Below are 24,614 nucleotides of genomic sequence, written 5' to 3' on the forward strand. Positions count from 1 at the left end.
TACCTCCATTCGTTAATTTCAATTATTTTGCTTGTTGATCGCCATCTTGATGACGTTTGTTGACTACCGTTGCAATATCGTTAACACGTTGTTGACTCCGTTTGACAAAATCAGGGTCCAAACGTTTAGCAGCATTCATAAATGGCGTAGCATCTTGTTCCAATACCATGGCCGTCAAGCCGCGGCTAAAATAAACATGCCCATTTTGATTATCTGCCGCTAACGACTGATCATAGAAATCTGCCGCCTGGTTAAAGTTACCCATGGCCATCAAAATATCGCCCAATAAAGCATTAACACTCGCATCTTTTGGCTTTGCATCGTGAACCGTTAATGCAAATGCAAATGCTTTTTGATACTGGTTTTGTTGCATCGCTGTTTGGGCCATCATTTGATAAGCTTCCAAGCGCAGCTTCTCGTCTTTTACCTTGCTAAATGCAGACACGGCTTTATCGTAGGAAGCCGCCTGATAGTACACGTTACCTAAACCATAGTTCAGTAATGATTGTGCGCCTTCATCTTTGACAAACAAGCCCTGTGCCTTCATCAACAACTCCTCGGCCTGTTCATAATCCTGCATTTCGGTCAGCACCGTGGCCAATTGGTAGTACAAATGAAAATCGTTGGGGTTTGCATCAATTTGTTTCACCAAACGTGAAACCGCCTGCTTGGCCTCCGCCTGAGCAGCGTTGGCTGTCTGATCATCATGTTTTTCACTCATGTTGTTGTGTGCCCGCCTCCTCGTTAAATCGTGTTGGTGGCATCTGGCGATTCCTCTAAGTACGCCGTCAAATTGCGGACTAGCAACTTAAAGTGTTGACCACCATCCACCGTTTCAAGAATTGTGGTACTGGTATTCGATAAACCGCCCTTAGCACGCATTTGCGCCAACGGAATGTGCAGCAGCCCGTTAATGCCGGCATTCAAGGCCGCCCCGTGTGAGACAAACAACAGGTTGTCATTGTCGTCGGGATGACAAGCAGCCGCCCGCCGAATGACTGGATCCATCCGGGCAATGACATCTTCAAATGTTTCGCCGCCAATAGCAGTCGGGTCGTAGTTTTCCGCATGAAAACGAAAACCATCGTACTCCTCGGGAAATTGCCGTTTGACATCATCAAAATACATGCCTTCCATTTTACCCAGTTCAAACTCTCGTAAACCGGAATCCAGCGTCAGCGGCACACCCTGATGAAGACCTGCCATTAAGTGGATGGCGGTCATGCGCGCACGTTTGATTGGACTCGCATACACGTGTTTAAACGGTACGTCATGCAAATAATCAGCCAACTGATCGATTTCGTCATAACTGCTCCGCAGCAACGGTGAATCACCATTGGCGCCTTGATAACGCCCCTCTAAATTCCATTGTGTTTTGCCATGTCGAATAAAGTACAGTTTAGTCACAGTAACCCCGCCCTAAAGTAAATAATGTGCCTATATTATGTCACAAAAAAGGCCGTCAAACCAACTCAACTGGTTTGACGACTCCTTTACGTTTGCAAAACCAACCTACGGCTAGAACACCTTGGCTGCAGTTTACAAACAAGCTTTAAATGTATTGTAATTCACGTGCTTCGTTGTAGGCTGCATCGATGATACCACTACCTAAACATTCGTCCCCATCATAGAAAACAACTGCCTGGCCGGGCGTAATCGCACGAACAGGTTGATCAAACGTCACGGTGGCAACCGTTCTCTCATCATTCAAGTGAACGGTCACACCAGTGTCCTTTTGACGGTAACGGAACTTGGCGGTTACGTGGAAATCATTGTCATCACTTGGGTTAACCCAGTTCAGATCTGATGCGGATAACTTGGTTGCTAACAAGTGCGGATTATTGAATCCTTGGCCCACATACAAAATGTTCTTTGAGAGATCCTTGCCGATCACAAACCAAGGCTCATCACCTTGCTTTTGACCACCAATACCGAGCCCTTTACGCTGACCAATCGTGTAATTCATCAAGCCATAATGAGTCCCCATCTGCTTACCATCAAGGGTCATCATCTTCCCCTCTTGGGCAGGCAAATACTGGTTCAAGAAACCCTTCCAGTTCTTCTCACCAATGAAGCAAATACCAACAGAGTCCTTCTTCTCGGCAGTTGCCAAACCGGCCTCTTCCGCAATTTCACGAACCTGTGGCTTCTCCATTTCACCCAGTGGGAATAACACACGATCCAACTGATCAGAAGAAAGCTGACTTAAGAAGTACGTTTGATCCTTGTTGCCATCTAGGCCACGCAATAAATGACTGTGACCATCCTCGTCATGAGTCACACGAGCATAGTGACCCGTTGCAATGTAGTCCGCACCCAACTCTAATGCGTAATCTAAGAAGGCCTTGAACTTGATCTCCTTGTTACAAACAACATCTGGGTTAGGAGTACGGCCCTTTTTGTACTCATCCAAGAAGTACGTGAACACACGATCCCAATATTCCTTTTCAAAGTTAACAGAGTAGTAAGGAATGCCAATCTTGCTGGCCACCTTAGCCACGTCCTTGTAATCTTCCGTCGCCGTACATACGCCATTGTCATCGGTGTCGTCCCAATTTTTCATGAACACACCAACCACGTCGTAGCCCTGTCGCTTTAGCAACAACGCTGTCACTGACGAATCTACCCCACCACTCATGCCGACGACAACACGGGTATGTGAATGATCAACTGCTTGATCAGTCATGGTATCACCATCATTTCAATTAGATTCTGAGAATCAACGATTTGAAGGTCGTTATTATCAGTGCTTAACAGTATAACAGGACGCACTTACAAAATTCAAGTGACACCTGTTGGTAGTAGACGGTGTCACATTTGTGTTTTGTAAAACGTGGCAAAAACAGTAAAAATGACCGCTTGCGGTTGTCAATTTTGAAACGACGCTGTGTGGACCGGTATCAGCCCGCTTTGCGGTCTTTGACCTCGACTTGAAACCTCAAAACCCACGAGTTTTCAAGCTCGTCCGTAACCTAAATTCGGATAGCCCACCGAATTAACGTTACTTTCACAGCTCTGTTTCAAAATTGACGCCCTTTCGCTACTTTTAGTTGCGATTTGGCATATTTTCATCAGATGTATCCGTCTAACTTGGCCTCGCTCATTTTGCATAACATGTCTAAACTTCAATATCTAAAAAAGAAGCTAAGACATCATGCCTCAACTCAATTTCTAATAAATTGCCGCAAACGCGGGACATTACACTGACTTTTGCTCATCTAACGCGAATAAGGCATTCATGGTCAAACACCCCATAAACGCCTTATTCGCGTTACCTGAGAAGGCCAAAACGTGTTATGTTATGTCCCACTCTCGTTTATTTTGTTTGAACTGCAATCACATGGCGCTCGATCAAGTTATCAATTTGATAACCATACTGTTCGACCAATTCATCATGATTAGCGTTGGTAAAGATGTTCACGTTACCTGTACCACTGGGATTGACGGTGCCCATTTTAAAACCGTTCAATTGTTTGTTGATCAACACGCGCAGTTTGATTGATTTAGCTAACCCAGCAGCCGGATCCAGTGGTCGTTCCAAACTGAAGCCACCAGCATTAGTTTCCATAAAACCAAGATCGCGCAACGTGTACTTCTTCAATTGATCACTGAGAGTAAAAATGCGGTCATCCCCAGGAACCTGAACTGTTTGTTCAAATGCCATTAGAGCCCCTTCCTTCCTGCCATTTGTGGTTGTAACCGAGCCGTCATTGCTGCCATCGCCTCAATAAAGGCATCCAGATCTGCCGTTGTCGTGTAACGGCCAAAGCTTAACCGAATCGACTGCATGACACGCGGGTTATCCTTGCCAAACATTGCGACTAGAACATGACTAGGATCTAAAGAGCCTGCCGTACATGCTGAACCAGCAGAGACCGCCACGCCAGCCAAATCAAGATTGGTGAGCGTAACATCGTTGGGAATTCCCTTAATCCACAGATTAATCACATGCTGCAGATTGTCCGACTTCAAACTGCCGTTCAGTTCGAAATCAACCTGAGCCTTTGTTAAGCCATCAATAACATACTGTTTAAATCCAGCATATTTTTCTTGACGATGTGCTTTTTCCGCAGGTGTCAAAGCTTTCACAGCCGTCGCAAAACCTGCGATGGCCGGAATATTCTCTGTGCCGGCACGTCGTTTGTCTTCTTGGTCGCCACCCTTTATGAAACTTGGGAATGATATCCCATCGCGACGATATAGAAAACCCATCTGTTTGGGTCCGTTGATTTTATGCGCTGAGGTCGACAACATATCGATATGATCACGTTTGACGTCGATGTCTAACAATCCAAAGGCCTGAACCGCATCCGTATGGAACCACGCCTGATGATCCTTCAACAACTCGCCAATTTCATGAATCGGCATCGTCGAACCAACTTCATTATTTCCTGTCATAATGGAAACTAAAATCGTATCGTCTGTTAACGCGGCCTTTAAGTCGGCCATGTTAATCTCACCTTGTTCGTTGACTGGCAGATAGACAATGTCATAACCGTTATCGCCAAGCCACGCCGCCGTTTTCATAATGGATTCGTGCTCAATCGCAGTCGTAATAATTCGCCGGCCAAGATTCTTGCGGGCAATAGCCGTTTGCATCCATGCCGTATTATTACTTTCCGTGCCACCAGCAGTAAACACAATCTCATCGTCATTCGCATTGATACTTTGTGCAATCACATGGCGCGCATCATCCAGCACCGACCGGGCCTTCCGACCAAACGCATGGACAGAACTGGCATTACCAAAGTCGTTTTTCATCTGGTCCATCATGGTTGCGACCACCTCGTCACTCATTGGCGTGGTGGCAGCGTTGTCTAAATAAATATGCTTCACAATCCTGCCTCCTGTTTTATTGCTTGAGTGATGCCGTGCTTCGGCATCACTCTTTTAAACGTGCACCTGACTTCTGAATCCTGTGCATAAGCCACAAGTCAAAGCATTCGGCAAACCACCGAATCATTCGCCTTGTTTCTTATTGCTCGGATTCACCCGAAGTAAGGCATCACTCTTCTTAAACGTGCACCTGTTGCTCAAGGCCCTGTGCACAACCCAAAGCTGTCACCCCACAAGCAAAGTGCGCTTGCACGCTGCCACCTTTACGTTGTTGCTCGGACCTTCCCGAGCTGCGGCATCACTCTTCCTAAACGTGCACCTGTCGCCCAGAAGCCTGCGCATAACCTGAAAGCCGCCTCATTCGGAAACTCACCGAATGCTTCGTCTTCCACGTTATTGCTCAGCTTCTCCCAGGGCTTCGGCATCACTCTTTATTTTGCTTCCCGCTCAAAAAAGTTTAGTAACATGTTGGCGGAACGTTTGCCGGCCTCGATGATAAATTCATCGAAAGAAACACCTGCATCACCGTTACCCGTGTCACTCATGGCACGGATGACCAAGTATGGCACATCGAATTGATGCGCCACTTGTCCCACAGCAGCACCTTCCATTTCACAACTTACCGCTTCAGGAAAATGTGTTTTGATGTCTTTAATGGTTTCATCACTCGCAACAAACGAATCACCTGTGACGATTAAACCACGTTTAACAGCTAAACCGGTAGCATCAGCTGCCTTAATGATTTCATCGGCCCATTTATCCGAGGCTTTAAATCGAGCTGGTTGTTGTGGCAGCTGACCATATACATAATCAAACGCCGTTGCATCAACGTCCCAGTACGCTGTTTCATCAGCGATAACAACGTCACCCACCGTCAATCCAGTACCGATACCACCAGCAGAACCACTATTAATGACAACGTCTACGTCAAAGTTCGTGATGAGCAATGCCGTTGTTAGACCGGCTTCAACCTTACCAATGCCTGAACGAACCAACACGACCTCACTACCGTTAATTTGACCGCTGAAAAAATCCACCTTGCCAACCGTGGTCGTTGTTTCACTGCTCAATTGTGCCTTTAATTCCTTGATTTCTTCATCCATGGCACACAAAATTCCAAATTTCATTCATTTTCTCCCTGTCGTTGATGTTTGGGCAACATGCCCATTACCTTCGCATTGCCGCCCAGCTTCTGAATCCGCGGTTGGGCATCAATCCGTCTTTAACCCACAAACCGCAAAATGAGATAGACAAGCACGATTAATATAACCAAAACAATGATGGCAATATTCAAACGATGCGCCAACCGTTTTTGTTTTTGCTCAGGAGTTAATGGCCCCGTTGCTTGCATTCGACTCGTTAGTTCATCACTAGGCTGGTTAGGTTCACCATCAAATGATGCGTTAGCCTCTGGTTCCGACGTAGATGATCGTCGTTGACGATGCAAACGACTCCGAGTTGGTTCATCTTCGCCTTCACTGTCTGGCTGACTCTCATAATCAGTCTGCTGAGCACTTTGTTGACGGTACTGCTCGCGCGTCAAATGATCCTTATTCTGATCGTCGTTCATATCTTCATCCCTCGCAAAAATATCTGCTACTTGTCTTTTGGGTACGCTAATCTTTTGGTTTAACTAGCCCAGCCTCTAACAATTGCCAGTAGTACACAGCGGTAATCGTCTTCTGATCTTTTAATTTGCCATCGTCCAACAATTGCTTGGTCTCTGCCAATGTGTATTCATGTAACACAATATTTTCATCAGCGTCCTGCGGCAATTCTGTTGTGACAGGTTTTAAACCGGTCACTAAATACAGCGTCATGTACTCATCCGTAAAACCAGCCGAAGTATAAAAACCGCAAACTTCATGAATTTCGCTTGCAGCGTAACGGGTTTCCTCGTTTAGTTCTCTGATTGCGGCAGCCTTCGCGTTGTCACGATCACGGTCGTCCAACTTACCGGCCGGAATTTCCAATGTCGTTTCAGCAACCGGTGCCCGCCATTGTTCTTCAAAAATGGCCTTACCATCCTCGGTAATGGCCAACATGGCGACCGCATCAGCATGGTGAACAACGTCGCGATGAGCCGTCTGTCCGTTTGGCAACATCACCGTTTGATTTTCAACATCGATAATTGCACCGTGGTATTTAGGTGCTACTGCTGTGACTTTCTCTTCGAAATTCATCCTTGGTCTGCCTCCGTCTCTGTCACACGTTTAACTTTCGCTGCCTGAGGTCCGCGAATACCCTCGACAACCACAAATTCGACATGGTCGCCAGGTGTCAATGTTTTATAACCTGACTCTTCAATTGCAGAAAAATGCACGAACACATCAGGATTGCCCTTCACAGCGATAAAACCAAACCCTTTTTCCTGGTCAAACGTCTTCACAACGCCATGTTCACGACCATCAGTAAATTTTGCCATTATGTTCTTCTTTCCAGTTAGACTTGATAATAAGTATATGAAAAATTCAGCATTTTTTCCACCTTCAGCGATATCAGATCACAAACTTAACGTTCAAACGAAAAACTTTGCAATTTTTTAATACATTTTCTTTAAAAGTGACTTAGAACCCTTCAAAACCCTACTAAAACAACATTATTAGTTAATTAATATTTGTGAAAAGGTTTTACTTATGTTATACACTGCCCTGTATAAAAGCCGACTTAGACCCTTTTTCATTGCAAGTACTTGCTTTGTTAAATCATTTATTTGGAAAACCAAGTGACAAAACAAGTTGCGTTTTTATCACACACTTGTATAATTTTCTTGTTTCTATAGATTCACAAGCACATCAACCACAATTATAGGAGGTGGCTAACTTGTTGGGAGTTTTATTAAAAGAACAGCGGCTTGGCAAGCACATGACGTTAAGGCAGTTGGCTGCAACGTTAAACGAACGCTATGGACTTAATTTATCAGCAGGCATGCTGTCTCGTTACGAGAACGGCACCAATGTTTCGACTGGTAACTTATTTTTCATTGCGGACTTTTTTGAAATTGACCTCACCGCATTCGCGAAGTCATTCGTTAAAAACCGCCGCGCTGAAATAGCTGATTAAGTGTTCTTTATAAAAAAATCGATTTCCTTGGAGATGATAACACCTTCAGGGAAATCGATTTTTTTGTTAACCAGACTACCGTTGTGTAGCCAGCAATACGTCAAAGCCACGTAACTGCCGAATCAATTCAACATTTAACCGTTGAACGCTACTTGGTACGTCAAATGCGTGGGTCAACGCATAACGACTTAACAAGCCTTGCAAATGCCGTAATCCGGTGCCATAATCGCCAGAATTTAAGCGCCCTCGCTGCTGTTGCAATAAGTGCGTCAATTCAGGACGATCTGCCACAGCCGGATCATCAAGCGCTGCTTGCATCTTGGCCAAAATAACCTGAATGGACTGAATACTTGTCGTCATGGTTTAAACCCCCTTCGTCACCGTGCTATCGAGCTCTTACCTCAATAACAACCTCAATCACTCTTTTACCGAAGCTATTGTAACACCTTAACTGTATTTTGCATGGTCAAACGACTTACACAATGTAAGTTATTAATTGGCAGGGCCGTTTGAATCCGAATCAAAAAATTCGTCCCTAAAAAGGATCACTTCAGTCTTTAAACTAAAAAGATTTCATTCCCAACCAAAACGGGAATGAAATCTTTTTTTATTAGGAATCATTTTCAGAAATAGCTTATCTGATTACCCAATCCTAACCATGCGAAGATCATTTACAAAAAGCCTACTTCTCTAATCCTTCAGTAACTGATTCAGGATATTCAGCACGAACAATCTTTGCACAACGGTCACATAAAGCCGGATAAGCATCGTCAGAACCAACGTCCTGCTTGATCATCCGGCATCGTTGACAAACATCACCGGTGGCATGGCTGACCACAACCGCAACATCTTCGTACTTGTCAGCCGTTTCTGGTGCCTCTGACAACGGGTGAACCTGAAGTTGAGACACAATGAGCAGCTGGGCCACGTTACTGTGTAAGTGTTCGAGCATCTCAGCATTATGATCACTCACATACAGATCCAGCGCAGCTTCCATTGGACGGCCAATCAGCTTAGCATCACGCGCCTCTTCAAGTGACTTCAGGACGTCGGAACGTAACGTCATAAAGTCCGCCCAGCGACCGATCAGAGCCTCATTTTGCCATTCAGGTTCTACGTTTGGCATTTCTGCTAATTGCGCAAATTCTGGTTTTTCATGCAAAAATGGCCAGATTTCTTCAGCCGTATGTGGCAATAGTGGCGTCATCAAGGTCGTCATCCGAACCAACACTTGATAAAGCACTGTTTGCATGCTCCGCCGCGTCTTTGAATCTGCTGCATCGATATACAAAATATCCTTGGCAAAATCAAGGTAGAAAGCCGACAAATCATTGGTTACAAATGATAAGAGCAGTTTGTATAAATCAATGAAGTCATACTTCTCATAATCTGCGCGCACCTGTTCTACCAAGTCGTTCAACCGACTGAGCAGGTAACGATCCGCACCAGCCAAATCAGCGTAAGGTACCGTGTTCTTGGCAGGATCGAAGTCAGTTACGTTCGACAACATAAACCGCATTGTATTCCGTAACTTCCGGTAACTTTCGGAAATTTGCGTGAAGCTTTCCATTGATACCCGCACGTCAGCAGATGAGTCAACAGATGCGACCCACAAACGGAGAATTTCAGCACCCATCTTTTTAATGATTTCGTCAGGTGCAATCGTATTTCCGATCGACTTGCTCATCTTCTTGCCGTTCTTGTCCAATGTAAACCCTTGGCTCATAACAGCTTTATACGGCGCCTTACCAGAAACCGCGACAGACGTAATTAAACTGGAGTTGAACCAGCCACGATACTGGTCTGATCCCTCAAGGTAGAGGTCAGCAGGATACGTCAATTCAGGACGTGCTGCCAACACAGCTTGGTGACTGGAACCAGAATCAAACCAAACATCCATAATGTCAGTTTCCTTCGTAAACTGGCCATTTGGCGAATGTTCAGAGGTAAAGTCATCAGGCAATAATTCTTTGGCATCATGTTCGAACCAGTAGTTGGAACCATGTTTGGCAAAAAGATCAGCAACATGATCAATTGTTTCTGGTGTCATGATTGGCGTGCCGTCTTCCGCGTAGAAAATCGGCAGTGGAACACCCCAGGCCCGCTGACGTGAGATAACCCAGTCGCCACGATCCTTGATCATGTTATACAGACGACGTTTGCCCCAATCTGGGTAGAATTTCACATCATCTAAAGCATCCAAAATGTCTTGTCTGAAGGCAGAAACACTGGCAAACCATTGTGGTGTTGCCCGGAAAATGATTGGCTTCTTCGTCCGCCAGTCGAATGGGTAACTATGCGTATATGGCATGTACTTAAGTAACAGGTTCTTTTCCTTCAGTTTGTCCAAACTGATTTTGTTAGCATCTTCGTAGAAGACACCCTCAAAGCCAGGTGCATCGGCAGTCATCTTCCCTTGACCATCAACTGGTGAAAAGACAGGCAGGCCGTACTTAGTTCCGACATTGAAGTCATCTTCCCCAAAACCAGGTGCTGTGTGGACCAATCCAGTCCCAGCGTCCAGTGTTACAAAGTTACCGTTCATGACCAGTAAATCACGATCATAATATGGGTGATGAGCAGTCATCTTCTCAAGTTGGGCACCCTTCAAGGTTTGCAACGTCTTAACGTCTTCCCAACCAAGTGTCTCAGAAACCGAACTGAGTAATTGTTCAGCAACGACAAACTTACGTGTTTCACCCTTTGGCTGTACAACGGCGTAATCAAATCCAGCATCAACCGTAATCCCCTCTGAAGCTGGAATTGTCCATGGCGTGGTTGTCCATACAACGAAGTAAGTGTTGTCATCTAATAAACCGTGCCCATCCTTCACTTGTTCAGCAAAGAATGCCGATGGCGATTCAACGTCCTTATAATCAACTTCGGCCTCAGCTAAAGCAGATTCTGAGGACCATGACCAGTAAACTGGTTTCTGTCCACGGAAAATGTAGCCCTTCTTCACGAACTCAGCGAAGACACGGACTTGGGCGGCTTCATATTCAGGCTGTAAGGTAATGTATGGGTGATCCCAATCACCAGCTACACCTAAACGTTTGAAACCATTCCGTTGCTTGTCAATTTCTTTAAGCACAAATTTACGACAAAGCTCACGAAATTCGGCGGTCGACATTGACTTACGATCAACACCTTGGTTCGTCAGTGCCTGTTCGGTTGGCAAGCCATGCGTATCCCAACCAGGAACGTACGGTGCGCGATAACCACTCATCGACTTGTAGCGAACAATAAAGTCTTTGCTGATTTTATTCATCGCATGGCCGATATGAATGTCACCATTAGCATATGGCGGGCCATCATGGAGTACAAACGTTGGTTTCCCTTCATTTAATTTTTGACGCTGTTCATACACTTTATTTTCAGCCCAAACGGCTTGACGTTGAGCTTCCGTAACGGGTAAATTGCCCCGCATCGGAAAACCTGTTTTATTCAGGTTCAAGGTCTCTTTAATGCGCATTTAATCGTCCTCCTTAGTTAATTTAAAATCATGGTTAACAGCTGGCACCACCAGAAAGACATCAAATAAAAAAACTCGTCCTGTATCTAATCAGGACGAGTTTATCGTGGTACCACCTAAGTTTGAGTTCAGCTGTAGCCATTGAAAAGTCAATCATCAACACAATGCGACGATGGCTTTAACAATTAGCCAAACTCCTTATTTCCGGATAGCGGACGGCGCCGGTTGCTCTTACTACCAGTGACGGCGTTCAGAACAGCATTACCTAAAATGATAACTTAAACGACGGTGCCGGCTAAACTCTCACCATAATGTCAGCTCGCTGTTCGGACGCCGATTAAGCATTGTTTTTAGTGTTCAAATGAATAATTATTTAGTTGGGTCGTCTGATGCTGACGTAGATTCAGCGTCACGCGTTACTGATTGCGCCTCACTTGCGTTACTGCCAGTACCACTATTTTCAGGGAAGATCACAACCGTTTGTGGTTGATCAGCAGTTACTGGTGAATTATCGCTGGTTGGTGCTGGTGATGTTTGACCAACGGTTGCTGGTGACGATGCCAAATGTGATGGCCGCGTCTTCGAAATAGCATCCTGCAATTCAGGATAACTTTCTAATCCAGTTGGCTGCAATAACTCATTCCAATTGTCCGAATGAACAAGATCCAATTGTGATTGCAACATAGCGGCCAAACGTGATTGGAACGTCTTCGTTTCTTCACGTAAAGCGTTACTTTCGTTGTTCAAACGAGCAGCGTTATTAGCTGCATCAGAAGTAATCTGACCAGCCTTAGCCTGAGCTTCAGCCACAACGGCCTGAGCCTGTTGTTGAGCCTCACGAGAAACACTGTTAGCTTGAGTATTAGCTTCCTGCTTAACTTTGTCAGCAGCCTCTTGTGCAACCAAAATCGATTGATTCAATGAGTTCTTCATTTCATCGTATTGACTCAAGTTATGGTTGGCTTTATCAAGTTGATCCTGCAAGTCTTTATTTTGGTTCAAAACTTGTTGATAACTGGCGATAACTTCATCTAAGAAATCATCGACTTCCTGAGCGGCGTAACCATTACGCCCCTTGCGTGTAAACTCTTTATTGTGAATATCCATTGGACTTAATGCCATAGTGACTTCCTCCATCCGAAACGAAATCCGTAATTAACTTACGTTTTCATACACTCCTAAGCATAAATTAACTACGCACGACTGACAAGTCGATTTTTATTTTATCTTTACGAGTTTTACCATTTACGGCATCTAACCGTACCCGACCAAAGTGACGCACTGAAATCATGTCGCCAGCACCAAGCGCTGCATCGGGATGTTGATTTGTCATCCAATTTAGCCGCACATCACCATTTTCGATAATGCTTTTAACACGGTTGCGGGACAAATTGAAGCCCTCAGCGACGACTGCATCGAGTCGCAGCGAAGCAACCAGACCAGACGCCTGCTCCCAATCAATCTTGGGTAAAACCACATCGGTCAATGCCCGCTCGCTGAGGTGAACCTTGATCTTACCGATGTGGTCAACTTGAAGCTTAAAAAACGAAGCCATATTTTCAGCAACAAACACCTGCCAGATACCATTATCCGAAACAATATCGCCGAAAATCGTTGAATCAATACCCAAATTGGCAAGTGTGCCTAAAATTTGTGAATGATGCAACTCCGCGAACTTGGTTGGATAAACGATTTCAAATAATTGTAACTCAAAATCGGTCGTCTGTGGCACATAATAATCAGGATAAACGAGCGCCCGCTGTTGCTCTGCCGATGAGTACCCACCATTAAAGTGAACCCGAACGCCATCCTGACCATTAACCAACGTCTGCAAAATATACATTTGGCGTGGATTGAGAAAACCGGTTAAATACGGTCGATACTGACTAACTGCAGTCGCAATCCATGTTTCTGCCTCTGTAATGAACGGGGCTTCTTCAGGTCGGAAATGTTGATTAATATTCTCCTGAACATCCATAGTTTACTCCTAAAAACTCGTAACCGTCGACAATACGCCAAACAATCCGTATTGTACTAAACCCAGCACGATAATTGCGACGACCGGTGCAAAACTTAAACCAAAGATTGGGGGAATGAAATCAAAAAGTCGTAGATAAGGTTCACAGATTCTTGCTAAAAACTGCCCAAATGATGTCGCATAGGCACCGGGAAACCACGATAACAACACGTAAACAATGATTGCAAACGTGTATAACTCAAAACCCCAGTTAAGGATGGTAAATAAAAAACTAATCACTTACGTTTCTCCATTCGCGACGGTTCCATTGTAGCTTACTTAAAAGCCGAAGAATCCTGATCAAATCGAGAACTCAGATCACCAGAAACTTCGAAATTATTGGGCGTGCACAGAAAAATCGTATCGCCGACCCGCTTTATTTCTCCACTAATGGCAAACACTGTTCCTGTCAAAAAATCAACGATCCGTTTGCTGGACTGATCATCTAACTTATCAAAGTTAATGATTACCGCCTGATTTTCTAATAATTGTTGCGCAATTCCCTTCACGTCAGAATAAATCCGGGGTTCAAACAACGCAATATGATTGGTTGACGCACTTCGGCCACTCATGTCCACAACCTTAGCTGGACGACGACCATTGACAGAAGACGGCGAACTCACCGTCTTATCGGCCGTTTGCTGTTGCGTCGGTTGATTATCAAGTTCATCAGTACCAAAGAAATTACTAAAGCTAAATGCCATGTTCATCCCCTCTAACAATAAAGTCACTCAATGCATGAGTGACCTGAAGTTACCACTAAATTAACGATTTTTACAGCAGACCGCAAGTGTTTTGACTTGAACTTTACCTAAATAGCAAGGTTTAGTCTTTATTACGATTCCGACGACGGCGTAAGAATGGTGGTAAGTCTAACCCATCATCTTCGCTTTGATCATCGCTACTACTGCTTTCTGAGCTTGCAGCAGAAGCATTGAAGACGTCAAAATCTGGTTTTTCAACACCGGCAAACTCACTGCTGTCAGCCTGTTGACTAACTGGACGGTTGTTTGTCGTTGGTTGCTGACGGATGTCCCAGTTACCAAACGGATCGTTGTTAACGGGTGCCGCTTCGCTCGGCGCTGCTGAACCAGCAGAACCAGCTGGCGTACTGTCAAATGGCGTACGACCAGTCTTATTTTCCTGGCGTGTACCGGCCTTTTTATGATCAATACCAGTGGCGATAACAGTGACCCGCACTTCATCGCCCAAGTTTTCATCAATTGACGTCCCAAAAATAATGTTAACGTCGGTGGTTGCGGCCTGTGCCACGATGTCTGAAGCTGTTTGCGCTTCAAACAAGGATAAGTCTGGGCCACCGGTGATGTTAAGCAAGACTTGTTGAGCACCATCAATAGCAACTTCCAGAAGTGGCGATGAAATGGCCGCTTTAGTAGCATCAGCAGTCCGGTTTTCACCAGAAGCTGAGCCAATGCCCATCAGTGCTGTCCCTTGATCCTGCATCACTGTCTTAACATCGGCAAAGTCCAAGTTAACGTAACCAGGTGAAGTGATCAGGTCTGAAATACCCTGAACACCTTGACGAAGCACGTTATCAGCTTCTTTAAAGGCATCCATCATTGGTGTCTTCTTATCAACCATTTCCAACAATCTGTTGTTGGCGATGATGATCAGTGTATCAACGTTTTCCTTTAAATTGGCAATCCCTTCAGCAGCAAAACGGCCACGACGAGGTCCTTCAAAGGTAAATGGCCGAGTTACAACACCAACCGTTAAAGCACCCTGTTCCTTAGCAATCCGAGCAACGACAGGTGCGGCACCATTCCCAGTACCACCACCCATACCAGCGGTGACAAAAATCATGTCAGCGCCAGCGAGGGCTTCTGCTAAGGCATCTTCACTTTCTTCGGCAGCCTTTTGACCAACCTCTGGATTAGAACCGGCACCCAACCCACGAGTGAGTTTTGGTCCTAATTGAATCTTCGTTGCGGCATTACTTGCGTTCAATGCCTGTAGGTCAGTGTTAGCCACGATAAAGTCAACACCGGCCACTTCTTCATCGATCATTCGATTGACAGCGTTACTACCCCCGCCACCAACACCGATGACCTTAATTTTTGCGCCAATTGGTTGGCTCTGGTCCACTGCGTTTTCCATTTATGGTTCCTCCAAATACTTAATCAAAGAAGTTGCGGATAAAATCACCAACACGGTTCGTGCGGGATTTCTTTTCCTTTGGCGCCTTAGGTTTTGCTGACGGTTGTTGACTCGCTTCATTAGCAACCTGCTGACGTTGTGTGCGTCCATCGGATACCGGTGCCTGACTTGTCTGGGCCACAAATTCGCCCATCAATGCATCCTTCACTAAGCGGCGAGTTTCTGACTGACGACCACTATACGTAATCAAGGATAAAGCAGTCGCATTTTGCGGATGCCGTAACCCCATTTGTTCAGGAACGTAAATCCGCACGTTAACACCCAAAATGTCCTCAGCCAGTTCAACGATTCCAGGCAAGGCAGCAACGCCACCCGTCAAGACCACACCACCTGGTAATTCTAACGCGGAAACCTCATCTAATGAAGCCCGAATCGTTTCAAATATTTGTTGTAATCGAGCCTCAATAATTTCTGCCAAATACTCTTCGCTAACTTGAACAGGTTTATTTTGACCAACGACAGTCACTGGAAATTGATTTTTATCACTAGCATCCTCGGTGTTGGCAAAACCATAATCCCGCTTAATCTTTTCAGCATCTGCCAGTGAAGTGTTTAACACGACTGAAATATCTTTGGTGATGTAGTTACCACCTTCTTGATCAACGGTCGTGTATTTTAACTTGTGATCATGAATAACCGCAGCAGTGGTCTGTCCACCACCAAGATCAATGATCACTGTACCAAAATCTTGTTCACCGTCGTTCAACACGGTTTGGCCCAAAGCAACGGGTGTAACCGTGACATCTGCAACATGCAAGCCGGCTTGTTCAACAGCCTTTTTGGCATTGTGCACAATGGTCTTAGGACCTGTATACATGGTGCCATGCATTTCCAGACGAACACCCATCATGCCACGGGGATCCTGAATGTCGTCGAATCCATCAACCACAAACTCGTCTGCTGTAATTGAAATTATCTCACGTTCAGGTGGTAAGCTTTGCAAAAGCGCCGCATTCGTCACGTTCTGAACATCGCGATCTGTAATTTCACGGGTCTGGTTGCCTTCTGAAACGGCTACCATGCCACTTGCCGGTTCGATTTTGAGTTGATTAGCCGGAATGCCTAAAATCACAGGGTCAATGTGAACGTTAGCCTTTTGCTCAGCTTGTTCAATCGCTGCGTGAATCGCACCTGCAGCCTGGTCAATATCAACAATCACGCCACGGCTAAGACCGCGTGACGGTTGCGTGCCAGCGCCAATTACATTCATTTCACCATTATTGCTTTCTGCAACAATGACCTTAATCGCGGTGGTTCCAATGTCTAGCCCAACGAAAATTTCCGCATTATCCATCCTACCGGAACCTCCCATTTACTTTTTTTGTTTCATGAAGTTTAGTCCATTTTAAGTTTCGTATTTTTGCAGTTACATGGCGAATCACAGCGTTTTCGCTCCGACACCAATTAATTAAAAGTTTACCATACTTAGACGCTCTTTCGCACCCGGATTTAAAAAACGCCGCATAAGAACGGCGTTTTAAACAATTTTTTCTATTCTGGCAAAATCATGACTAAATTGTCGTCAATTTAGTGCGAACTTTGTTGATTGACGGCACTGCTAGCCGCATTTCCGGTCGTTGTGGTCACACCGCCAGTCGTGGTGCTTTGCGAGCTCGAGTTGCCGCTGTCACTACTTGAAATGGCACTGTCATCGAATCCAAATGGATAAGAATAGGCGCCAACCTCGAGATTAATGATTCCCTTACCGTCCATCTGGGCAACAATCTCCGGATAATATTTCATTTTTGAGCCAAATGTGGCGGCTGTCGCATAAACCTCATTGCCATCGTTCATGAACATATGAAGGCGTTCGGGATTACTCTTCGTCGGTGACAAATCAATCTGTGAAATACCTCGTTTGATATCACTACTTAATCCAGCATACTGTTTGATCACGGTTGCAAACGTATCATCGTGACTAAAACCACTGTACACAGGGTAGCCAGCTACCGGCCGAGATAAGGCAGTTGATAAGATCCGTCCATTTTTAATGACAACGTAATACTTCCCCTTACGCAACAAATAGCCTGCTTGGCGATACTCTTCTGCATTCAGCTTAACACCGCGGAACCCATCACGTGAGATTGTCAAATGATGAATCATATCGTTGTTCGCCTTAGCAGTGTTAAAAATTTTCTGTTGATGCCCCCAAACAGTCCACAACGGCTGGCCGACCTGCAGTCCGCTTGCACGAACAATTTGTGTGCCAGTCAAATTACGGGTTGCAGGCGCATTAATCTTACTAAGTGAAAACAATGGCGACCCAATAATTGCAAGCATCACAATCACGGTCATAAACCCGCCGGTCATCACATTGCGTCGGTGACGATTCTGCGCATCGGGACGTGGTGGCTTAGGCAACGATTTTTTAATCGGTTTGGGTACTTTTTTGGAACCTTTATCGCTCTTTTGTGATTCACCCTTCACGACACTGATTGTTCGTTTTTTCTTGCGCCAGGGAAACCACCGATGGCGGGGCGGTCGTTTGTTCAATTCAACACGGTTAGCGATGGCCGCCACCTCCTCTTTTGTTCAATCTGTAAACGTTAAAAGCACCTACTTAAACGACTTACTTTTGGCGTGTCAGCTTAATGACCGCCGCCAATAATTGATCAGCCGCATCAGGCACACCCATCTTTTTAGCGGCAACCGCCATCTGCTGACGCTTGTCATCATCCTTCATCAACTGATCCACGACACTCATTAAATGATCGACCGTCAAACTATCCTCGGTAATCATTTCCGCAGCACCGACATTGACCAAGCTATGGGCGTTCTTGGTTTGATGATCATTAGTAACGTAAGGACTCGGAATTAAAATTGAGGGAATCCCTAACGCCGTGATTTCAGCCAGACTGGTGGCTCCGGCCCGGCCAACGATGGCGGCGACGCGTGGCAACACCTCTGGCATGTTGCTGATGTAAGGCTTCACAACAACATTGGCTGCTGGTGTGATGTCATCTTTCTTCATTTGCGCCATAACGTCGTCATAACGCTTTTGACCCGTTACGAACACAACCTGATAGTGCCGATCATTAAATTTAGGAATTGCTTGTTCACTCACTGCATTGATCTTTAATGCACCCTGACTGCCCCCGAAAATAAGCAAAGTTGGCACATCGTTCTGTAAGCCATAACTATCCCACTGAAAGTCACTATGCATTTGAGCTACTTGCTGTGCTCGCGGATTACCTGTAAAAATCACCTTTTTGCCAGGAAATTGACTTCGAGCATCTTCAAACGCAATGGCAATTTGATCAACGAAATGTGACAAGAACTTGTTTGTCACACCGACCACTGAATTTTGCTCATGAATTAACGTTGGAATATGCATACGACTTGCCGCATATAAAACTGCAGAACTCACGTAACCACCAGTGCCAACCACAACATCCGGCTGAAAATCCTTGATGATTTTGCGTGCATCACGAACACCGCGCAAAAACAAATTTACCGTTTTAATGTTAGTCGTCAGTCCGTGCCAATTCAGTTTGCGAGAAAAACCTTGTAGTTTAATCGTTTCAAACGGAATCCCGCGGGCAGGCACAATTTTACTTTCCAAGCCACGGTGCGTGCCGACGTAACAAACCTTCGCCGTTGGATCCTTGGCGACCAAGTCATCAATAAGCGCTAATGCCGGATAAATATGACCACCGGTACCACCGCCAGATACCATTAACCTCATGCCTGTTGCTCCTTTTCTCCACTAAGTTGTTCAACTGCTTTAATGAATTTATCGCCCCGTACTTCAAAACTAGGGAATTGATCCCAAGAAGCATTGGCTGGCGACAGTAACACAACATCCCCTGGTTGACTCAACTTGTAAGCTTCGGGAACCGCTGCAACCGCATCATCGGCAAAGTGAATTTCGGTAATACCAGCCTTTTTAGCTGCATCAGCTAGCAGGTCCTTTGTTTGACCAAACAACACAACAGCTTTAACGTGCGCTTTCAAATCGTCAACCAACCGATCAAATGTAAAGCCACGGTCCAAACCACCAGCCATCAACACAACGGGCTGTTTAAAACCACGTAAGGCCATTTGCGTAGCTTCAATGTCAGTTGCTTTTGAATCGTTGTAGAATTTGCGATCCTTGTACGTTAATACATATTGCAAACGGTGCCGCACGCCATTGAAATGACTTAGGGTGGTGGCAATCGCTGCGTTACTTTGACCAGCCACTTTAGCGGCTGCTAAGGCAGCTAAAGCATTTTCAACATTTTGAATTCCGGGTACGTTAATTTGGTCAACCGGTAAGATAGCTTCACCCCGCCACATTAATTGACCATCTGCAACATAAGCGTCTGCATCAGCTGCGCCCTTTCGGGAAACCTTAATGATCTGTGCCTTGGATTGCTTTGCCAGTTCATGTTGTTCAGGCAGATCCCAATTCATCACCAAAAAGTCATCGGCCGTTTGGTTCATCGTGATCCGCATTTTTGCAGCTACATAGGCTTCACGGCTGCCATGCCAGTCAATATGAGCCGTGTACATGTTTGTGATCACAGCAATGTGTGGGTGCAACGTTTTAATACCCGTTAACATGAAGCTGGACAGTTCAGTCACCATCACATCATCCTTAGTCAGGGTTTGGACAACTTGGCTAGCTGGCACACCAATGTTACCGGCAAATTTAGCCTTTCCCACTGGACGATCTTGATTCAACATTTCGGTAATCATTGTGGTAACGGTCGTTTTGCCGTTAGTCCCGGTCACGCCAATAAGCTCTGCGTCGTTAACTTGGGCAGCTAACTCTACCTCTGTGATAATTGGAATATTGCGCGATTGAGCAGCTTGAATCAGTGGATTTGAATAAGGAATTCCTGGATTTTTAACAATCAGACTAAAGTCTTCGTCCAGCAACGAAACCGGATTACTCCCCGTGACTACTTTGATGCCATCATTAACCAGTTCCTTAGCATCTGGGTTTTCATCAAACGGTTTAGCATCATTAGCTGTGACAAACGCACCTAGTTTTTTGAGCAACCGGGCCGCATTCACCCCACTCTTAGCTAATCCTAAAACCAATACCTTCTGATTCTTATATGTTGTTACCTGCTTCACACTAATCGCCCTTTTCTCTTCTATATTAGTTTAACCATACCACGATGCCGATCACGACGGGATACCCCTTAACATGATCGGCACAAAAACTTATATGTACTGCGGAGGTTTCCGCATTTAAATAACAAAACGATGTTTACCACATTGCCCATACACCAGTTGCGGCAAACACGGCACCGATTGCCCAAAAAGTAAGATCGATCCGCCACTCACCCCATCCGTCTAATTCAAACTGGTGATGAATCGGCGTCATCTTAAATAACCGTTTGCCATGAGTAATGTGGAAATAGCTCACTTGAATCATGACTGTTGCTGTCTCAATGACAAACACGCCGCCGACCCATAACAAGGATAATTCGTGGTGAAGCAGCAATGACACAGCTGCCAATGCGCCACCAAGTGCCAACGACCCCATGTCACCCATGAAAATCTTGGCAGGCTTATGATTCCAAATCAAGAAGGCAGCCAACGCACCAACCACCGTCAAACAGAAAACCATTACGCCATATTGACGCTGATGTTGCGCGATAATGCCATAGGCCAGAAAAGCAATGATTGACAGCCCTGTTGCCAAACCGTCCAAACCGTCCGTTAAGTTAACGGCGTTTGAAAAGCCAATCAACCAAATAATGGCAAACAAGACATAGCCGACGCCTAAAGGAACGTCACCAATGAATGGGACGCGAAGACTCATTGAAAAGCCTTCATAAGAGAACACAATGATGAAAACAATGGCCCCAACAATCTGACCAAGCATTTTTTGCCAGGCCTTTAACCCGTCGTTTTGACGGTTAAACACCTTAATAGAATCATCCCACATCCCTAGTAATCCGTAGAATACTAACGTAAATAGAAGAATTCCAGCACTACCATTCAACACGTGTTGCCAAATGCCAACAATTAATGTTGCCACAACACTGGCAGTAATGAACATCAGGCCACCCATTGTCGGCGTGCCATTTTTCTTTTCATGCCAACTCAAGCCTTTTTCCCAAATCGTTTGGCCCTCGCCGTGTGCTCTGAAATAACGAATCAAAAATGGTAGAAAAATTGCGGTCACTGCAAACGCAATGATTAACGACCAAAGCCAAATACGAACTTGCATAACTCTACTTACCCCTTTAATTGTGCGGTTGTTAGAACAATCCGCTTTTAAATACACTGCTGAAGTTAAGGTCTTTACGTTGTTGCTCGGACCTTCCCGAGCTTCGGCATCACTCTTCTTAAACGTGCACCTGTCGCTCAAGGCCCTGTGCACAACCCAAAGCCGTCACCCCACAAGCAAAGTGCGCTTGCACGCTGCCACCTTTACGTTGTTGCTCGGACCTTCCCGAGCTTCGGCATCACTCTTTCATTTTACACGAAAACAATTGCGGTGTTACTTAAATTTCACAGTCACACCGGTTCCTTCCTGGATGGTGCGGCCAGCCGGCAAACTTTGACTTGTCACATACCCACTACCAGAAGTTTGCACAGACAATCCCGTTAGCTTGGCAAACTCAAGGACATCGCCCATTGACCAGCCCTTCATATCCGCCATCGTCAAATTGTCACCAGCGCGGAGGAAAATCCGCTGATTGGTCAGCGTCTTTTTACCCTCAGAAGGTGACTGCGCTGTGACTTTGCTACCATCACCAATCACTACCGGTGTCAGTGAAAGATCACTAACTTGCTGCTTAGCGTCATCAACGCTTGTGCCCACTAGCTTTGGCACCTTTGTGCTAGTTGCTTTTCCTGGTAATGCCGTATCCTTGTCCATCGCTAACGCTTCTGTCATGACGGGACTAAAGACATCGTTTTCCCACTGTGTAATCAGCTTGTCTGGCACCTTCTTAGGCTGATTAACGGTCACGTACATCAAGTAACGTGGATTCTTCGCAGGAACCATCCCCATCACAGAGTTCAAAGTTGAATCCATTCCATCCATGTATTGACCATTGTCACCAACCACTTGGGCCGTCCCAGTCTTGGCTGCCACTTTGTAGCCAGCAATCTTGAAGTCTTTCCCCATCCCATAGGATTTGTAAACATAGTCTGTCATGTGTTGACGCACCTTTTTGGCCGTTTCAGCACTAATTGGGTTGCCAACAACCTGCCGTTTACCGCGATAAACAACCTTGCCCGTATTGGGATCAACAATCTTGTTGATATAGTACGGCTTCAACATCTTCCCATTATTGGCAACAGCCGTGTACGCCTGCATAAGCTGCATTGGTGTCACGGTAATCCCTTGACCAAAAGCTGTGTTAGCCTGTTCGATTGGTTGCGTGAATTGCATGGCACCATGTGCTTCGTTTGGCAAACCACTGTTCGTTGATTTTAAGAAACCAAAATTCTGAATGTACTTTTTCCAAGTGCTGGCCCCCATTTGTTGTTCCAAATGAGCCATCGCCACGTTACTAGAAAGATCGAATCCCTTGGAATAAGTAATTGTGCCCCAACCGGCTGGGTTCCAGTCTGGGACCACCGCGTTACCGATCTTGTAACGACCAGATTGATAAGTGTCACTGCCTTTAAAGTTGCCAGAGTCAATTGACGCCGCTAAGGACATGCTCTTCATGGTCGAGCCGGGTTCATAAGGATCCGAAACCAGTAAGTCATTCCACTGGTCGCCCAGGCCCTGCATCGTTGACGCATTAAACGTCGGCCGTTGGGTAGCCGCCAAAATTTTTCCAGTCTTGGTATCAACCATCATGGCAACCATGTTTTTAGGCTGCAACTTGCTGTACAAAATCTGCATTTGATTTTCTAACAGGTTCTGCAAATCAGGATTCAGTGTCGTATACACATTGTCACCGTTCTTCACACTGCGTTTATTCCGCTGTGAATTGGGCAATGTGTAGCCTAATGAATCGTGCTTAATCTGCTTAACACCATTTTCACCAGATAACTGCCGGTTCAACTGCTGTTCAATCCCCATTTTGCCAATCAGTGAGCTAGCCCCGTTGGCCAAGGTGGTCGGCTGTGCGTAACCAATCATATGACTAGCAAAAATCCCGTTAGGATACAACCGTGCGCTTTGTGTCGTGAAGGCAATCCCATTTAGATTAGCTTTCTGAATCGCCTGTTTAGTTGCCACAGACAAGTTCTTACCAGCCGATCCAAACTCTACCTGGAAGGTGTTTTTATTACTAGGGTTTAGGATCTTTAAAATCTCACTGGAGCTCATGTTGAGCGTTTTGCTAAGTACCTTAGCCACTTTATCCTTGTCTGTTACATAAAGCGGTTTTCCCGTAGTTGAGACCTGATGTTTATTTAACACGGCATACACCGTGTACGTATTGGTGTCCATTGCAATTGGATTGCCGTCAGCGTCATAAATGGTCCCCCGCTTAGCGTGAATCGTTTGCTGTTCGGTGTACAGCGCCTGTGCTTGTTTGGACAAACTCACATGCTGTACATGTTTGCCAACTGCAATATAAACAAAACGAACGCCCAGCAGGATAAACACCGCAAGAATTGCAACAAGCAATACGTTACCGAAGTGACGTCTGTTTGAACGGGTGTTATCTGGACTGGACATTCGTTTGGAATCTTTATTCATTATTTACTGACATTCCTTATGTTTTGGCTGGTTAAGGTCAACCCATTTTTCTGTGCCACTGCGTCCAATCGAGAACGGCTGGACAACTCACTAATTTCCTGAGTCGCGGAAGCATTGGCATTATTGACCTTTGTCAACTGTGTTTGTGTCGTTTGTAAATTACGCTGTGCATTCGTAATCTCGATTTGAGAATGAATGATGTTCACGGCGAAACATACAACAACAATACCACAAATTATGCTCAATAGAATCTCGAATCCTGAAATTGGGAGCCGTTTCTGATGAATGGCTGGCTGTTCAACCGATTGGGGCTGACGGAGCGGTTTGGCAACACTAGGCTGCTCATATGGTTGTGACTGTGCTAAATTCTGTGCCATGTTAATCAACCTCCTTAACTATGTAAGTCTGGACGACAGACGATTTTTTAATGTAATAACAAA

General features: G+C 45.4%; 24 protein-coding genes. 1 reads left to right on the forward strand and 23 read right to left on the reverse strand.

Going from position 1 to position 24,614, the window contains the following annotated elements; all coding sequences use genetic code 11:
• Positions 1-22: 22 nt before the first annotated feature.
• The 9 genes from ABUE36_RS08930 to ABUE36_RS08970 all read right to left on the reverse strand — a co-directional run bounded on the left by ABUE36_RS08930 (position 23) and on the right by ABUE36_RS08970 (position 7,261).
• Positions 23-721: a tetratricopeptide repeat protein gene (locus ABUE36_RS08930; protein ID WP_161000949.1), complete on the reverse strand. Its 699-nt coding sequence runs from the start codon at positions 719-721 to the stop codon at positions 23-25.
• A 23-nt stretch (positions 722-744) separates the two neighbouring features.
• A complete protein-coding gene (locus tag ABUE36_RS08935) occupies positions 745-1,407 on the reverse strand; it encodes a histidine phosphatase family protein (protein WP_017262832.1) in 663 nt (220 codons plus the stop codon).
• A 145-nt stretch (positions 1,408-1,552) separates the two neighbouring features.
• Positions 1,553-2,686 carry a tRNA 2-thiouridine(34) synthase MnmA gene (mnmA, locus tag ABUE36_RS08940; protein WP_017262831.1) on the reverse strand — a complete coding sequence of 378 codons (1,134 nt, stop codon included), beginning with the start codon at positions 2,684-2,686 and terminating at the stop codon, positions 1,553-1,555.
• A 630-nt stretch (positions 2,687-3,316) separates the two neighbouring features.
• Complete coding sequence (locus ABUE36_RS08945) at positions 3,317-3,664, reverse strand: DUF1831 domain-containing protein (protein ID WP_161000951.1); 348 nt, start codon at positions 3,662-3,664, stop codon at positions 3,317-3,319.
• Positions 3,664-4,836 carry an IscS subfamily cysteine desulfurase gene (locus ABUE36_RS08950; RefSeq protein WP_161000952.1) on the reverse strand — a complete coding sequence of 391 codons (1,173 nt, stop codon included), beginning with the start codon at positions 4,834-4,836 and terminating at the stop codon, positions 3,664-3,666. Before ABUE36_RS08950 ends, ABUE36_RS08945 begins: the two co-directional genes overlap by 1 nt.
• A 431-nt stretch (positions 4,837-5,267) precedes the next feature.
• Positions 5,268-5,963 (reverse strand): 5'-methylthioadenosine/adenosylhomocysteine nucleosidase, encoded by a 696-nt coding sequence (locus ABUE36_RS08955; protein ID WP_161000953.1) that lies wholly within the window; start codon positions 5,961-5,963, stop codon positions 5,268-5,270.
• A 95-nt stretch (positions 5,964-6,058) separates the two neighbouring features.
• Complete coding sequence (locus ABUE36_RS08960) at positions 6,059-6,406, reverse strand: hypothetical protein (protein ID WP_421016628.1); 348 nt, start codon at positions 6,404-6,406, stop codon at positions 6,059-6,061.
• 46 nt (positions 6,407-6,452) lie between these two features.
• Positions 6,453-7,019 (reverse strand): NUDIX hydrolase, encoded by a 567-nt coding sequence (locus ABUE36_RS08965; RefSeq protein WP_161000955.1) that lies wholly within the window; start codon positions 7,017-7,019, stop codon positions 6,453-6,455.
• Positions 7,016-7,261 carry a cold-shock protein gene (locus ABUE36_RS08970; protein ID WP_017262823.1) on the reverse strand — a complete coding sequence of 82 codons (246 nt, stop codon included), beginning with the start codon at positions 7,259-7,261 and terminating at the stop codon, positions 7,016-7,018. Before ABUE36_RS08970 ends, ABUE36_RS08965 begins: the two co-directional genes overlap by 4 nt.
• Before the next feature lie 398 nt (positions 7,262-7,659).
• On the opposite strand from ABUE36_RS08970, the gene ABUE36_RS08975 reads away from it, so the two are divergent.
• On the forward strand, positions 7,660-7,899 hold the full coding sequence (locus tag ABUE36_RS08975) for a helix-turn-helix domain-containing protein (protein WP_161000956.1): 240 nt from the start codon (positions 7,660-7,662) through the stop codon (positions 7,897-7,899).
• A 75-nt stretch (positions 7,900-7,974) separates the two neighbouring features.
• Here ABUE36_RS08975 and ABUE36_RS08980 read toward each other — a convergent pair whose 3' ends face one another.
• The 14 genes from ABUE36_RS08980 to ftsL form a co-directional block, all read right to left on the reverse strand.
• Complete coding sequence (locus ABUE36_RS08980) at positions 7,975-8,259, reverse strand: bacteriocin immunity protein (protein ID WP_161000957.1); 285 nt, start codon at positions 8,257-8,259, stop codon at positions 7,975-7,977.
• A gap of 322 nt (positions 8,260-8,581) precedes the next feature.
• The gene (gene ileS / locus ABUE36_RS08985; RefSeq protein ID WP_421016629.1) at positions 8,582-11,371 is read right to left on the reverse strand and encodes an isoleucine--tRNA ligase; all 2,790 of its coding nucleotides are present in this window, start codon (positions 11,369-11,371) and stop codon (positions 8,582-8,584) included.
• A gap of 369 nt (positions 11,372-11,740) precedes the next feature.
• Entirely contained in the window at positions 11,741-12,493 is a 753-nt protein-coding gene (locus tag ABUE36_RS08990) for a DivIVA domain-containing protein (protein WP_161000959.1), read from the reverse strand.
• A gap of 67 nt (positions 12,494-12,560) precedes the next feature.
• Positions 12,561-13,349, reverse strand: coding sequence for an RNA-binding protein (locus ABUE36_RS08995; protein WP_161000960.1), 789 nt, complete (start codon positions 13,347-13,349; stop codon positions 12,561-12,563).
• Between the two features lie 9 nt (positions 13,350-13,358).
• A complete protein-coding gene (locus ABUE36_RS09000; protein WP_161000961.1) occupies positions 13,359-13,628 on the reverse strand; it encodes a YggT family protein in 270 nt (89 codons plus the stop codon).
• A gap of 35 nt (positions 13,629-13,663) precedes the next feature.
• Positions 13,664-14,092, reverse strand: coding sequence for a cell division protein SepF (locus ABUE36_RS09005; RefSeq protein ID WP_161004386.1), 429 nt, complete (start codon positions 14,090-14,092; stop codon positions 13,664-13,666).
• Positions 14,093-14,213: 121 nt separating this feature from the next.
• On the reverse strand, positions 14,214-15,506 hold the full coding sequence (gene ftsZ / locus ABUE36_RS09010) for a cell division protein FtsZ (protein WP_421016630.1): 1,293 nt from the start codon (positions 15,504-15,506) through the stop codon (positions 14,214-14,216).
• 19 nt (positions 15,507-15,525) lie between these two features.
• Positions 15,526-16,860, reverse strand: coding sequence for a cell division protein FtsA (gene ftsA / locus ABUE36_RS09015; protein ID WP_421016631.1), 1,335 nt, complete (start codon positions 16,858-16,860; stop codon positions 15,526-15,528).
• Positions 16,861-17,093: 233 nt separating this feature from the next.
• Positions 17,094-18,086 (reverse strand): cell division protein FtsQ/DivIB, encoded by a 993-nt coding sequence (locus ABUE36_RS09020; protein WP_421016632.1) that lies wholly within the window; start codon positions 18,084-18,086, stop codon positions 17,094-17,096.
• Positions 18,087-18,135: 49 nt separating this feature from the next.
• Positions 18,136-19,251 carry an undecaprenyldiphospho-muramoylpentapeptide beta-N-acetylglucosaminyltransferase gene (gene murG / locus ABUE36_RS09025; protein WP_161000966.1) on the reverse strand — a complete coding sequence of 372 codons (1,116 nt, stop codon included), beginning with the start codon at positions 19,249-19,251 and terminating at the stop codon, positions 18,136-18,138.
• Positions 19,248-20,630, reverse strand: a complete 1,383-nt coding sequence (gene murD / locus ABUE36_RS09030; RefSeq protein WP_421016633.1) for a UDP-N-acetylmuramoyl-L-alanine--D-glutamate ligase — start codon at positions 20,628-20,630, stop codon at positions 19,248-19,250. The genes murG and murD overlap by 4 nt, the downstream gene beginning before the upstream one ends.
• A gap of 136 nt (positions 20,631-20,766) precedes the next feature.
• Positions 20,767-21,735, reverse strand: a complete 969-nt coding sequence (gene mraY, locus ABUE36_RS09035; RefSeq protein ID WP_161004392.1) for a phospho-N-acetylmuramoyl-pentapeptide-transferase — start codon at positions 21,733-21,735, stop codon at positions 20,767-20,769.
• A gap of 273 nt (positions 21,736-22,008) precedes the next feature.
• Positions 22,009-24,174, reverse strand: coding sequence for a penicillin-binding transpeptidase domain-containing protein (locus tag ABUE36_RS09040; RefSeq protein WP_161000969.1), 2,166 nt, complete (start codon positions 24,172-24,174; stop codon positions 22,009-22,011).
• Positions 24,174-24,551 (reverse strand): cell division protein FtsL, encoded by a 378-nt coding sequence (gene ftsL / locus ABUE36_RS09045; RefSeq protein WP_161004394.1) that lies wholly within the window; start codon positions 24,549-24,551, stop codon positions 24,174-24,176. The genes ABUE36_RS09040 and ftsL overlap by 1 nt, the downstream gene beginning before the upstream one ends.
• Positions 24,552-24,614: the final 63 nt, after the last annotated feature.

The sequence above is a fragment of the Furfurilactobacillus cerevisiae genome, assembly GCF_048961765.1.
GTDB lineage: Bacteria > Bacillota > Bacilli > Lactobacillales > Lactobacillaceae > Furfurilactobacillus > Furfurilactobacillus milii_A.

Excerpts from the sequence above, each read along its gene's own strand:
- ABUE36_RS08930 (WP_161000949.1), bottom strand. The coding sequence starts at position 721 with ATGAGTGAAAAACATGATGATCAGACAGCCAACGCTGCTCAGGCGGAG.
- mnmA (WP_017262831.1), bottom strand. The coding sequence starts at position 2,686 with ATGACTGATCAAGCAGTTGATCATTCACATACCCGTGTTGTCGTCGGC.
- ABUE36_RS08945 (WP_161000951.1), bottom strand. The coding sequence starts at position 3,664 with ATGGCATTTGAACAAACAGTTCAGGTTCCTGGGGATGACCGCATTTTT.
- ABUE36_RS08955 (WP_161000953.1), bottom strand. The coding sequence starts at position 5,963 with ATGAAATTTGGAATTTTGTGTGCCATGGATGAAGAAATCAAGGAATTA.
- ABUE36_RS08960 (WP_421016628.1), bottom strand. The coding sequence starts at position 6,406 with ATGAACGACGATCAGAATAAGGATCATTTGACGCGCGAGCAGTACCGT.
- ABUE36_RS08965 (WP_161000955.1), bottom strand. The coding sequence starts at position 7,019 with ATGAATTTCGAAGAGAAAGTCACAGCAGTAGCACCTAAATACCACGGT.
- ABUE36_RS08970 (WP_017262823.1), bottom strand. The coding sequence starts at position 7,261 with ATGGCAAAATTTACTGATGGTCGTGAACATGGCGTTGTGAAGACGTTT.
- ABUE36_RS08980 (WP_161000957.1), bottom strand. The coding sequence starts at position 8,259 with ATGACGACAAGTATTCAGTCCATTCAGGTTATTTTGGCCAAGATGCAA.
- ileS (WP_421016629.1), bottom strand. The coding sequence starts at position 11,371 with ATGCGCATTAAAGAGACCTTGAACCTGAATAAAACAGGTTTTCCGATG.
- ABUE36_RS08990 (WP_161000959.1), bottom strand. The coding sequence starts at position 12,493 with ATGGCATTAAGTCCAATGGATATTCACAATAAAGAGTTTACACGCAAG.
- ABUE36_RS08995 (WP_161000960.1), bottom strand. The coding sequence starts at position 13,349 with ATGGATGTTCAGGAGAATATTAATCAACATTTCCGACCTGAAGAAGCC.
- ABUE36_RS09005 (WP_161004386.1), bottom strand. The coding sequence starts at position 14,092 with ATGGCATTTAGCTTTAGTAATTTCTTTGGTACTGATGAACTTGATAAT.
- ftsZ (WP_421016630.1), bottom strand. The coding sequence starts at position 15,506 with ATGGAAAACGCAGTGGACCAGAGCCAACCAATTGGCGCAAAAATTAAG.
- ftsA (WP_421016631.1), bottom strand. The coding sequence starts at position 16,860 with ATGGATAATGCGGAAATTTTCGTTGGGCTAGACATTGGAACCACCGCG.
- murG (WP_161000966.1), bottom strand. The coding sequence starts at position 19,251 with ATGAGGTTAATGGTATCTGGCGGTGGTACCGGTGGTCATATTTATCCG.
- mraY (WP_161004392.1), bottom strand. The coding sequence starts at position 21,735 with ATGCAAGTTCGTATTTGGCTTTGGTCGTTAATCATTGCGTTTGCAGTG.
- ABUE36_RS09040 (WP_161000969.1), bottom strand. The coding sequence starts at position 24,174 with ATGAATAAAGATTCCAAACGAATGTCCAGTCCAGATAACACCCGTTCA.
- ftsL (WP_161004394.1), bottom strand. The coding sequence starts at position 24,551 with ATGGCACAGAATTTAGCACAGTCACAACCATATGAGCAGCCTAGTGTT.